Raw genomic sequence first — 12,002 nt, forward strand, 5'->3', positions numbered from 1 at the left:
TGGATCATCCAGACTCACTTTCACATCGCTGACACATCCCAAGTTGCATTCCCACAAGCTCCCTTTAACTCAAACCGCGAACCCTAGGAGAACCATCACTGATGAAGGTAAATAATGTTATCGTCGTGTCTATCGGCCAAGCCGGAAACCAGATCGCGGCTTCCTTTTGGAAAACCATCTGCCAGGAGCACGGCATCGACCCACTCACTGGCCAAACCCAGCAAGCACAGGAGCCGCGCGGGAACTGGAGCGCCTTTTTCTCACGCCTCGGCGATGGCTCCAGCGGCAGCTTCGTCCCCCGTGCCGTCATGGTCGATCTGGAGCCCAGCGTGATCGACAACGTGCGTGCCAACAGCGGCTCCCTCTTTAATCCAGCCAACCTCATCAGCCGCACGGAAGGTGCCGGTGGCAACTTCGCCGTCGGCTACCTCGGCGCAGGCCGTGAGGTCCTCCCAGAGGTCATGGGCCGTCTCGACATCGAAATCGACAAGTGCGACAACGTCGGCGGCATCATCGTCCTCCACGCCACTGGCGGCGGCAGTGGCTCCGGCTTCGGTGCCTTACTCATCGAGACACTGAAGGAAAAACACAGCGAGATCCCCGTTCTCTCCTGCGCAGTGCTGCCCAGCCCACAGGTCTCCAGCGTCGTCACAGAGCCCTACAACACCGTCTTCACGCTCAATTCCCTCCGCCGCAGCGCAGATGCCTGCCTCATCTTTGACAACGAAGCACTCTTTGAGCTCGCGAACCGCAAATGGAACATCGAAAGCCCCACCGTCGATGACTTGAACCTCCTCATCACCGAGGCACTCGCCGGGCTCACCGCCAGCATGCGCTTCAGCGGCTTCCTCACCGTCGAGATCAGCCTCCGCGAGCTACTCACCAATCTGGTGCCGCAGCCCAGCCTGCACTTCCTCATGTGTGCCTTCGCAGCGCTCACACCGCCGGATCGCAGCAAATTCGAAGAAATGGGCATCGAGCCGATGATCCAGTCCCTCTTTGACAATGGCAGCGTCTTCGCCGCCTGCTCGCCCATGGAGGGCCGCTTCCTCTCCACCGCCGTCCTCTACCGCGGCATCATGGATGACAAGCCCCTCGCAGACGCCACCCTCGCCGCCATGCGTGAGAAGCTCCCCCTCACCTACTGGATCCCCACCGCCTTCAAAATCGGCTACGTCGAGCAAAGCGGCATGTCCCACCGCAAGAGCATGGTCCTCCTCGCCAACAACACCGAGATCGCTCGCGTCCTCGACCGGATTTGCCACAACTTCGACAAGCTCTGGCAGCGCAAAGCCTTCGCCAACTGGTACCTCAACGAAGGCATGTCCGAAGACCAGATCAATGAACTCCGCGCCTCCGCGCAGGAGCTCATCCAGAGCTACCAAGTCGCCGAAGAAAGCGGCGCCAAGGCCAAAGTGCAAGACTCCAGCGCCAGCCGCGTCGCCGCCCTGTCCCCCACGGCAGACTCCACCGCACCGCAGGAAACACCCACGACCAATGTCAGCCTCCGCGACCTCGTCGATCGCCGCTAAACCGCCTCATCACCCTCACCGTCCCACTTCATCCCGAAAAAAGTCACCACCATGAGAGAGATCCTAAGCATCCATGTCGGCCAGTGCGGCAATCAAATCGCAGACCGCTTCTGGCGCCTCATCCTGCGTGAACACGGCCTCACCGAATCCGGCACCCCCAAGGCTGGAGCCAACATCGCCGCCAACACCAACATGGAAGTCTTCTTCCATAAAGTCCGTGACGGCAAATACACCCCCCGTGCCGTCCTCGTCGATCTCGAGCCCGGCGTCATCGCCCGTATCGAAGGCGGCGACATGGCCCAGCTCTTTGACGAAAGCAGCATCGTCCGGAAAATCCCCGGTGCTGCCAACAACTGGGCACGCGGCTACCACGTCGAAGGCGAAAAAATCATCGACCAGATCATGAACGTCATCGACGCCGCCGTCGAAAAGACCAAAGGCCTCCAGGGCTTCCTCATGACCCACTCCATCGGTGGCGGCAGCGGCTCCGGCCTCGGCTCCCTCATCCTTGAGCGCCTCCGTCAGGCTTATCCAAAGAAGCGCATCTTCACCTTCTCCGTCGCCCCATCGCCCGTCATCTCCGACTCCGCCGTCGAGCCCTACAACGCGATTCTGACCCTCCAGCGCATCCTCGACAACGCAGATGCCGCCGTCCTCCTCGACAACGAAGCCCTCTTCCGCATCGCCAAGTCCAAGCTGCATCGCAGCCCCAACTACATGGACTTGAACCACATCGTCGCCCTCATCATGAGCAGCGTCACCGCCTCCCTCCGCTTCCCAGGCCGGCTCAACACCGACCTCAGCGAATTCGTCACCAACCTCGTCCCCTTCCCCGGCAACCACTTCCTCACCGCCTCCTTCGCCCCCATGCGAGCACCCGGCCAGGAAGGCCAAGTGCGAATCAACTTCCCCGACGTCGCCAAAGAAACCTTCGCACAGGACAACTTCACCGCCGCCATCGACTGGCAAAACGGCGTCTATTTGAGTGCCTGCGCCCTCTTCCGTGGCGACGTAAAGGCCAAAGAAGTCGAAGAAAACATGGCCGCCATCCGCAAGACCCTCAACTTCGCCTCCTACGTCCCCACTGGCGTCAAACTCGGCGTCGCAGAGACCGCCCCCGAAGGCTTCGCCTCCTCCGGCCTCGCCCTCGTCAATCACACCGGCATCGCCGCTGTCTTTGAACGCCTCATCACCAACTTCGACATCATGTTCGACAACCACGCCTATACCCACTGGTATGAAAACAACGGCGTCTCCCGCGACATGATGGCCAAAGCCCGCGACACCATCGCCAACCTCGCCAAATCCTACCGCGACGCCTCCTAATTCAAGATTCTGGATTCCTGAATCCTGATTCATGAACCCAGAACCGCTGAATCAGCACTCAGGAATCTTAAAATCAGGAATTCAAAGTGGAACCCACCCTCGAGCAGCAAATCGGCTCCGCCTCCCGCAGTGTCGAAGAGGCGCGGCGGATCGCTTACCATGACACCAGCCGCATCGGAGCCCTCGTCGAGCAGATCAGCGTCCTCGCCGACCTCCGCCAAAAAGAAGGCGACTTCCGCAAAGCCGAATCCCTCTACCGCGAGGCCCTCTTCCGTGCCCAGGAAAGCCGCAAAACCGACTACGAGCTCCAAGTCGGCATCCTCAGCCTCCTCGCCCACCTCTATGATCGCTGGGGCAAAACAGACCAATCCCTCGAATTCTACGAAAAGGCCCTCCACATCAGCGAAACACGCGGCCTCGATGGTGGTGAAGCATCCGCCATCATCAAAAACAACCTCGCCATGATCTACAAGCACCGCCGCGACTATGAAAAAGCCGAGCGCTGCTACCAAGAAAGCCTCCACGCCTTCCAGAAGCTCGAAGGCGAGCACAGCTCCCGCGTCGCCTCCCTCTACAACAACCTCGGCGTCCTCTACTACGCCCAGCTAGAAATCGACCGCGCCCTCGAAATGCATGAAAAAGCGCTCGCCATCCGCCAGCACAATCCCGTAGGCCCCATCGACCCCGCAGACCTCTCCCAGACCTACATCAACCTCGCCGCCGTGTACAAAGCCACCGGCGACTTCAAGCGGGCCGAAGCCAGCATCACCCGCGCCAAGCAGCTCCGCGCCAGCATCAACGGCCACCACCCCGCCCCACGACGCGCCGCCACCCTCCTCATCGACAAAAACCTCTGAGCCACCACCCATCATCCCACCCATTCCATTCCATCCCATTCCATCCCATCCATGAAAAAAATCCTCCTCTCACTCCTCCTCATCGCGGCGGCCAGCTTCGCCGCCAGCATCCCAGACAGCGCCAAAGTCGGCCAATTCTACGCCGGCTGCCAAGCCTACAGCTTCCGCCTCTACACCGTCTTTGAAGCCATCGACAAAACCGCCCAAGCAGGCGGCAAAACCATCGAATTCTACCCCGGTCAGAAATTCGACGACACCGCTAAGTGGGACCACAACGCCACCCCCGAGATGATCGAAAAAATCAAAAAACACCTCACCGACAAAGGCCTCACCGCCGTCGGCTACGGCGTCGTCAAACTCGGCAAAGACGCCGCCCAGGACCGCAAAGTCTTCGAATTCTGCAAAACCATGGGCATCAGCGTCGTCATCTCCGAGCCAGACGTCGCCGGCATGGACGGCATCGAAGCCCTCGTGAAGGAATTCGACATCAAAATGGCCATCCACAACCATCCCAAGCGCCCCCTCGACCGCGCCTACATGTTCTGGGACCCCAACTACGTCCTCGACCTCGTCAAAAACCGCGATCCCCGCATGGGCACCTGCGCCGACGTCGGCCACTGGGTCCGCAGCGGCCTCAATCCCGTCGATTGCATCAAAATCCTCAAAGGCCGCATCTTTGACAGCCACATGAAAGACCTCAACGAATTCGGCAACGTCAAAGCCCACGACCTCCCCTTCGGCACCGGCAAAAGCGACATCCCCGCCATCCTCGCCGAATATACCGCCCAGGGCTACCCCGGCCCCCTCCACTGCGAATACGAGCACAACTGGGAAACCAGCGTCCCAGAGATCACCCAGTGCCTCGACTTCGTCCGCAACTGGAAGCCCGCCAAAGAATAAACCACGCCGCAGCACATCTCATCCCACCACCCAAAGCCGGAGCCCCCACGCTCCGGCTTTTTTTGGGTTCATCCGGGAAGTGGATTCGGAGAGTGCCCGTTTCGTTCTCGTCCTCCTACTCGTCCTCCTACTCGTCCTCGAAAAGGCGTGTGGAGTGCGGCGCGGAGCTTCAGTGGTGCCTGCGGCGCGGAAGGATCGAGGACGAGTAGGAGTAAGAGGACGAGTAGGATCACCTGCGGTGGGCTTTTCTTGCTCATCGACCACAAGGACACGGAGAAGCACAGAGATTTCAGAGGGTTTTGCAACGGGCTCACATCTCCGGCTTTTTTTGTCCGCACACTCCACACTTGCCAATTCAGCCATCAACCAGAGAATCCAGCGCATGAGCACGCCAGATCAAGACAAAGCACCGCTCCCACCTGCCGCAGAGGCGGTGCAAGGCTGCCTTTTTCTACCTGGCTGCTTGGGCCAAATATTTGGAGTCGTCTTAGCACTCACCACTGGAGCATACCTGATAGGCTTGTTGTTCTCGCTCGTCGCTGGCGGGCGGGCACCAGACTTCCCCATCCGCCAATCAGCCTACGAGTGGTTTAAACTGGGCCTGATCATCCTCAGTTGGGTCGTCTATCATTCGCTACGAACCAAAAAACAATTCCCCTATGTTTTCTGGCTCACCACGGCCTGCGGACTCGGATGGATCGGTTTGATCGCCTTCTCCGAGCCCAGCTACATCACGCAGCGCAGCCCAGGCACTCCAGAGCGGCCCCTCATGGATTCCCGCTGGATCATTGTTTTCGTGATCGCCCTGTTTCTGCTCCAATTCACACTCAGTCGGCAAAACCACCGCTACTTCAGACTCACCGACAGGCCGCCAGCACTGTAGCCCATCGCAGCGCCCATGGCCCGCCCCGCCGTCGTGGGAAATCAGACGGGCATTTTGAGAACCCGCCTCGGCCGCAAAAGCACCCTCGGCTCACACGTAGTAGCGTGTCCTCATGCCCGTTTGCAGACTCACCCTCCTCAGCATCCTGCTGCCAGCCGCACTCGCGCTCGCAGCAGACATGACGCCGGACCAGCGGGCCTTCTTTGAGAGCCGAATCCGCCCCGTGCTCATCAAGCACTGCTACGAGTGCCACTCACAGGACTCCAAAAAACTCGGCGGCAAGCTACTCCTCGATGCGCCCTCCGAAATGATCGCGGGTGGCGAATCTGGCCCCGCGCTCATCCCAGGGAAGCCGGAAGAGAGCCTCATCGTCCAAGCGGTGCGCTACGACGGCCTCGAAATGCCACCGAAAAAGCGCCTACCCGCCCACATCATCACCGACTTCGCCGAATGGATCAAAATGGGAGCCCCTGATCCACGCACCGACGCACCCAAAACCGCTCCAAAAGCCCCTCAGCAGCCCCTTTGGTCCCTCCAGCCGATTTCTGATCCCAAGGCACCCATCATCCAAAACACCTCCTGGCCACGCCAAAGCCTAGACACCTTCATCTTGGCCAAAATCGAGCAAAACGGCCTCCAACCCGCCCCCGATGCCGAAACGGCCATCTTACGCCGCCGCCTCTCCTACGACCTCATCGGCCTCCCGCCCGCCAACACCCCATTCACTCATCTGGAGGCAGAAATCGACCGCTTGCTCTCCAGTCCCCACTTTGGCGAGAAATGGGGCCGCCACTGGCTCGACATCGCCCGCTACGCCGAATCCAACGGCAACGACGGCCTCAGCCGCAATCCCAGCTTCCCCCATGCATGGCGCTTCCGCGACTACGTCATCCACGCCATCAATGAAGACCTGCCCTACGACCGCTTCATCACCGAGCAGCTCGCAGGCGATCTCCTACCCGCCACCTCCCCCGCGCAGCGTGACCGCCACCTCATCGCCACCGGCCTGCTCGCCCTCGGGGCAAAGCCCGCCAAGGCCATGAACGACAACTTCGACATGGATGTCGTGGCAGATCAGATCAACGTCATCGGCACGGGCATCCTCGGACTCAGCATCGGCTGCGCACGCTGTCACGATCACAAAACCGATCCCATCCCCACCCGCGACTACTACGCGCTGGCTGGTATCTTCCGCAGCACCGAAACCATGTGGGGAGCCGCCGCACACCAGGGCCTCACCGCACCCCAGACACCCCTGCACGAGCTGCAAACCGCCGCCAAAGTCAGCCTGCGCAGCGAATTGGAGCCCATCCTCGCCCCGCACAAACCACGCCGCCCACCTGCCAAGCCCAGCTTCAAGTACGCAGATGATGCCCCACTCGCCATGGGCGTGCGAGACGCCAAAAAAATCGAGGACTGCAAACTCAACATCGACGGTGAATCGAAAAAACTCGGTGCCGCCATCCCCCGTGGCTTCCTCAGCGCCTGCGGCGGCGGCCCCATTACCGAAAAGACACAAAGCGGCCGCCTCGAGCTGGCCCGCTGGCTCACCAGCCCGCAGAACCCGCTCACCGCACGCGTGCTGGTGAACCGCGTCTGGCTCCAGCTCTTTGGCGCAGGCCTGGTCGCCACAGCGGACGACTTTGGCCTCACGGGCGAGCGTCCCACGCATCCAGAGCTGCTCGATCACCTCGCGACCCGCTTCATGCGCGAGGGCTGGTCTCTCAAAAAACTCATCCGCCACATCGTCCTCAGCCGCACCTATCAACTCAGCTCCAAGAAGGATGCCATGGAGTCACCGAGCGCGATGGAAAAGCGCCGCGCCCTCTTCGGCCAGCAGCGTGTGCGCAGACTCGATGCTGAAACCATCCGCGATGCCATGCTCTGTGCCACCGGCCAGCTCGATGCCCAACCCACCACCGGCTCCCTCATCCAGCACCGCGACGTACTCATCAATGAACTCCCACCGCTGCATCAGCCCAGCCATCACCGCAGCGTGTACCTGCTCATGCTGCGCAATTCCATGCCGCCCGAGCTCACTCCATTCAATCTACCAGACGCCACCACCGTCACCAGCCACCGGGACACTGCCGCGCTCTCCACCCAGTCCCTCTACTTGCTGAACAATGCCTTCATCCTCGATCAGGCACGCAGCTTTGCCACACGCCTCTTGCACAGCAGCCCAGATCCCACCGCACGCATCCAAACAGCCTATCACAGCGCCCTAGGCCGCACCGCGAGTGACTCCGAGCTCCTTCGCGCCCGCGATTTCCTCCGCGAGGCAGACTCCATGCTCGTCTCCACCTTAGAAAACGAATCCCAGCGTGAAACTGCCACCTGGGCCGCCTTTTGCCAGGCCCTCCTCGTCAGCAACGAGCTACGCTACATCGACTGACCTGCGACTCCACACCGCTGAACAGATTCACTCCCGGCTGCGCCCCGCTGCGATGATCGCATCCAGTCGCGTGACCAGTTCCTTCACCTTCTCTGGCTTCTCCACGCTCAGATCCTTCTTTTCCGCAGGATCATCTGGCAGGTAAAAAAGCCGCAGCGCAGCGCCAGGCCCATTCGGCTGCTGCGAAGGCGTCTTAGCCTTCTTCTTCAGCGCACCACCTTTAGGCGTGCGCACCAGCTTCCAATCACCGACGCGTAAGCCCATGCTCGCACCGGCATTATCCTGTTGGAGCAAATGTTCGCGCCCCTTCGCACCCGGAGTGCCCAGCAGTGCAGGCAGCACGTTCTGGCTATCCAGGCAGGCTTCACGCGGCAGCGTGCTGCCCGTCAGCGCAGCAAAACTCGCTGCTAAGTCGATCGTACACACCACCGCGCTCGACACCGTGCCCGCTGGCACATGGCCCGGCCACCGGGTGATGAAAGGGGTCCGCGTGCCGCCCTCCAGCACACTGTATTTCCCACCGCTAAAAGGCCCTGCTGGCTGGTGCGTGCCCAGCTTCTCCACGGCACCATCTTTATAGCCATCATCGAGCACCGGCCCATTGTCCGAGCAGAGCACGATCAGCGTTTTCTCCGTCAGCTTCAGCCGGTCCAGCGTGCTCATCAGCGCACCCACACACCAGTCAAACTCCACGATGCAGTCGCCACGGAATCCCAGCGACGTCTTGCCCTGGAATCGCTCATGCGGCATGCGCGGCACATGGATGTCATGACTGGCGAAAAAGAGGAAAAACGGCTGCTCACGATGCGCCTCGATCCACGCGACACTGCGCTGCACCCACTCATCGCCCAGGTCTTCATCACGGAACCGCGCCGCCTGCCCACCCGTATAAAAGCCGATCCGGCTAATGCCATTATGAATCGTCTGGTCATGCCCATGGCTCCAGTCCATCCTCAGCGTGCTGCGATGCGTGAGCCCCGTCGGATGCGCGGCATCAGGCAGCGTATTGCCCACCCACAGCGGATCTTTCGGATCGAGATTCAGCACCCGGTGATCATGCACATACACCTGCGGCACACGGTCATTTGTCGTCGGCAGCAGATGACAATGATCGAAGCCGATCTCCAGCGGCCCCGGTTTGAGCTCCCCATTCCACTCCGGTGCGACATCACCCAGTCCCAGATGCCATTTCCCGATCACCGCCGTCGCATAACCAGCCTTTTTCAAGATCGAGGCCATCGTCTCCGTCCCAGGCCGGATCAGCGCTGGACCATTCGGCGGGGCCACACCCGTCCCCTTTTGCCGGAAAGCATACGTGCCCGTGAGCAGGGAAAACCGCGTCGGAGTACACGTCGAAGCGCTGCAATACCCACTCGTAAACCGCGCTCCCTGCGCCGCCAATCGGTCAATATTCGGCGTCGCCACTGCTTTGGCCCCATAACAGCCTACATCCCCGTAACCGAGGTCATCCGCCATGATCACGATGATGTTCGGCCTCTCCTGAGCGGCCACCGCCGATCCAAAAGCCACTACCGAGACCAAAAGCCGCATCAAAGGAGTCATCAAGAACATGCCAGACTCAACGCACCAACGGCCCCTGCTTTGCATCAGAATTCCATTCGTCGCACTTACCTCTTCGGAAGTGAAACGAGCAGCCAGATCACAGTTGCGGTGTCCAGCGGTGCTTGCGGCGGATGACGGGGAGGTCTTCGCGGCTCAGATGCACACCTTGGCGGTGGATATTGATCAGGATGCCCACGGCGATCATCGCCGCCAGCAGGCTAGAGCCGCCGTAGCTCACAAAAGGCAGCGGCAGCCCCTTGTTTGGCAAAATGGCCGTCGTCACGCCCATGTTTAAAAAAGCCTCCATGCCGAGCAAAAACGTCAATCCAGCTCCCAGTAGCTTGCCAAAGCGATTCGGTGCATACGCCGCGATCATGAAGCCACTCATCACCAGCAACGCAAAGGTGAACACCGTGCTCATCGTGCCACGCATGCCCAGCTCTTCACCGATCATAGGGAAAATGAAATCTGTCTCTGCCTCCGGCAAATAGGACAGCTTCATCCGCCCCTCTCCCAGGCCACGGCCCTCGATCCCGCCGCTGCCAAAGGCCAGCAGGGAGACCCACTGCTGCAAGCCGAGGCCTTCTTTATGCGCCTCCAGGTCAAACACCGCGATCACACGCTCAAATCGGTTCGGCAGCCACTTGATGCCCGCCGCGAGTCCACCGCCGACGAGCAGCACGATCAAAAACAAATACCGCAGCTTCGTCCCAGCGGTGAACATGATGCCACCACCGACCGTCGCCGCCAGCAGTGCATTCCCCAGGTCAAACTCACAGCCGATCAGCCCGACGATGCCCATCAGGATGAGTCCAGGCAGAAGGAAGCCCTTTTTAAAACTGCGCTCCAGCCCCTCATTCGTCGAAAACCACGCCGCCAGCGCGATGATGAGCGCGATCTTGGCAAACTCACTCGGCTGGATGCGAGCAGCCGTGATGCCCAGGCTTTGCAGCCCGATCCAGCGCCGTGCGCCATTCACCTTCACTCCGATGCCGGGCACATAGCACAGCGCCAGCAGCACCGCCGCACCGATCAGCAATTGCCAGCGCCAGCGCTTCAGCACATTAAAATCCAACAATGCTGTGACCGCACACGCCACCAGCCCCAGCCCTCCCCAGAACACCTGCCTCCACAGCCGCGAGTATTCTTCGCCATCCTCCACCACCTCAAACGTCGTGCTCGCCTGCATCGTGAACCCCAGCGCGAGGAGCCCGATGACAGCAGTGAGTAGGAGAATGATGGAGTGACGTGACATGAACTAGAATAGGAGTCAGGGGCATGGGGTTATGGCGCATGGACTCCATGCACCATCCCCTCGTGCTACAGGCTTACTTCGCAGGAATGACCAGTTTCATCCCATTCCGCATCGAATTGGGATTCTTGATGCCATTGGCTTTTTGCAGGGCTGCGACGGAGACGCCGTATTTCGTGGAGAGGCGGTAAAGCGTCTCGCCAGCGGCCAGCGTGTGTGTTTTGGAGCTGCTGGATTTGGTGCTGCTGGCAGTCTTGGTCGGCGTGGACTTCGTGCTGCTCTTTGGCGTGCTCTTGGTCGCAGATTTTTTCGGAGCAGGCGGCGCATCGGCCAGGCGCTTGCTCATTTGGCTCGGGGTGGGCACTGGATTGGGCTTCACCAGACGTGGCTCGGTTTTGACGGTGCGCTTGGGCTCCTCACGGACTGCGGGAGCTTCCTCTTCTTCCGCTTCCTTGGTCACAGCAGGGGGCTCTTTTGCAGCCGCCAGAGCTTTTTCATTCTCCTCAGCAGCTTGGGCAAAGAGTGCCACAGCTTGGGGATTGGGGGCTCCACCGATGATCTCGGTCGTGTCAGGCTCAGGAGCAGGCGTGGCGGTCGCGGGAGTCTCCGCAGCCGCGAGGAGTGAGGCCGCATTCGGTGCAGGCTCTCCAGGAGCGACGAGGGAGATGACCTGCGTGGTGGCTCCGATGCTGGCGGGTGCATCCTGGGTCTTCACAGCTTCAGCCTGGGGAGCAGGTGGTTGATCACGAGCGACCATCTTTTCCGCATCTTCGCGGCTGATGCCCAGGGCGACCGGAACAGCTCCCTTCGGCACATTGAGCAGCGTGCCAGGTCCGATCTGGATGCCTTTATCGAGGCGATTCATCTGGATGATGACTTCCTCACTGGTGCCATGCTTTTCCGCGATGCTGCGGATGCTATCGCCAGAGGCCACCGTGTACGTTTCCGTGTCGGCGACAGGATTCGCGACGGCATTGGCCTGCGCATTCATGATCTCCTCACTGGCCTGCGGCAGTTCCGATGATCCGCTGGCACTGGTAGCACGAGCAGCCTGGGTGATGGCCTGCGCGGGAGCCTCCTCCTCGCCCATGAAGTCATAAATGATGATGCCGCCGATGAGGACGACGTGGATGAGCAGCATGACGACGAACATGCGTGCCATGCCGGTGTTGGGTTCATGCTGATTCCACTCGCCTTCGTCGGTGACGAGGGCGACGCGGTGTTTATGCCGCTCACCATCGATGAGCCGCATCAGGATCGATTCGTTTTTGGTTTTCTTGGTTTTCATGGGTGC

Annotated in this window: 9 protein-coding genes; 6 read left to right on the forward strand and 3 right to left on the reverse strand. The window is 60.5% G+C overall.

The genetic code is table 11. The features are described from left to right. The first annotated feature begins 101 nt into the window (after window positions 1–101). The 6 genes from IPK32_25520 (at window position 102) to IPK32_25545 (ending at window position 7,893) form a co-directional block, all read left to right on the forward strand. Window positions 102–1,532: a tubulin beta chain gene (locus IPK32_25520; protein MBK8095238.1), complete on the forward strand. Its 1,431-nt coding sequence runs from the start codon at window positions 102–104 to the stop codon at window positions 1,530–1,532. Between the two features lie 51 nt (window positions 1,533–1,583). Next, on the forward strand, window positions 1,584–2,858 hold the full coding sequence (locus IPK32_25525) for a tubulin beta chain (GenBank protein ID MBK8095239.1): 1,275 nt from the start codon (window positions 1,584–1,586) through the stop codon (window positions 2,856–2,858). A gap of 86 nt (window positions 2,859–2,944) precedes the next feature. Continuing rightward, the gene (locus IPK32_25530; GenBank protein MBK8095240.1) at window positions 2,945–3,715 is read left to right on the forward strand and encodes a tetratricopeptide repeat protein; all 771 of its coding nucleotides are present in this window, start codon (window positions 2,945–2,947) and stop codon (window positions 3,713–3,715) included. 51 nt (window positions 3,716–3,766) lie between these two features. Further along, entirely contained in the window at window positions 3,767–4,615 is an 849-nt protein-coding gene (locus IPK32_25535) for a TIM barrel protein (protein MBK8095241.1), read from the forward strand. A 382-nt stretch (window positions 4,616–4,997) separates the two neighbouring features. Continuing rightward, window positions 4,998–5,498 (forward strand): hypothetical protein, encoded by a 501-nt coding sequence (locus tag IPK32_25540; GenBank protein ID MBK8095242.1) that lies wholly within the window; start codon window positions 4,998–5,000, stop codon window positions 5,496–5,498. 112 nt (window positions 5,499–5,610) lie between these two features. Continuing rightward, window positions 5,611–7,893, forward strand: coding sequence for a PSD1 domain-containing protein (locus IPK32_25545; protein MBK8095243.1), 2,283 nt, complete (start codon window positions 5,611–5,613; stop codon window positions 7,891–7,893). Window positions 7,894–7,920: 27 nt separating this feature from the next. Here the strand turns inward: IPK32_25545 and IPK32_25550 are convergent, their stop codons facing one another. The 3 genes from IPK32_25550 to IPK32_25560 all read right to left on the reverse strand — a co-directional run bounded on the left by IPK32_25550 (window position 7,921) and on the right by IPK32_25560 (window position 11,996). After that, window positions 7,921–9,501, reverse strand: coding sequence for an arylsulfatase (locus tag IPK32_25550; GenBank protein MBK8095244.1), 1,581 nt, complete (start codon window positions 9,499–9,501; stop codon window positions 7,921–7,923). Window positions 9,502–9,553: 52 nt separating this feature from the next. After that, window positions 9,554–10,711, reverse strand: a complete 1,158-nt coding sequence (locus IPK32_25555) for a cell division protein FtsW (GenBank protein MBK8095245.1) — start codon at window positions 10,709–10,711, stop codon at window positions 9,554–9,556. Between the two features lie 73 nt (window positions 10,712–10,784). Then, window positions 10,785–11,996, reverse strand: a complete 1,212-nt coding sequence (locus IPK32_25560; GenBank protein ID MBK8095246.1) for a LysM peptidoglycan-binding domain-containing protein — start codon at window positions 11,994–11,996, stop codon at window positions 10,785–10,787. Between the last annotated feature and the right edge of the window lie 6 nt (window positions 11,997–12,002).

This window comes from Verrucomicrobiaceae bacterium (assembly GCA_016713035.1).
GTDB lineage: Bacteria > Verrucomicrobiota > Verrucomicrobiia > Verrucomicrobiales > Verrucomicrobiaceae > Prosthecobacter.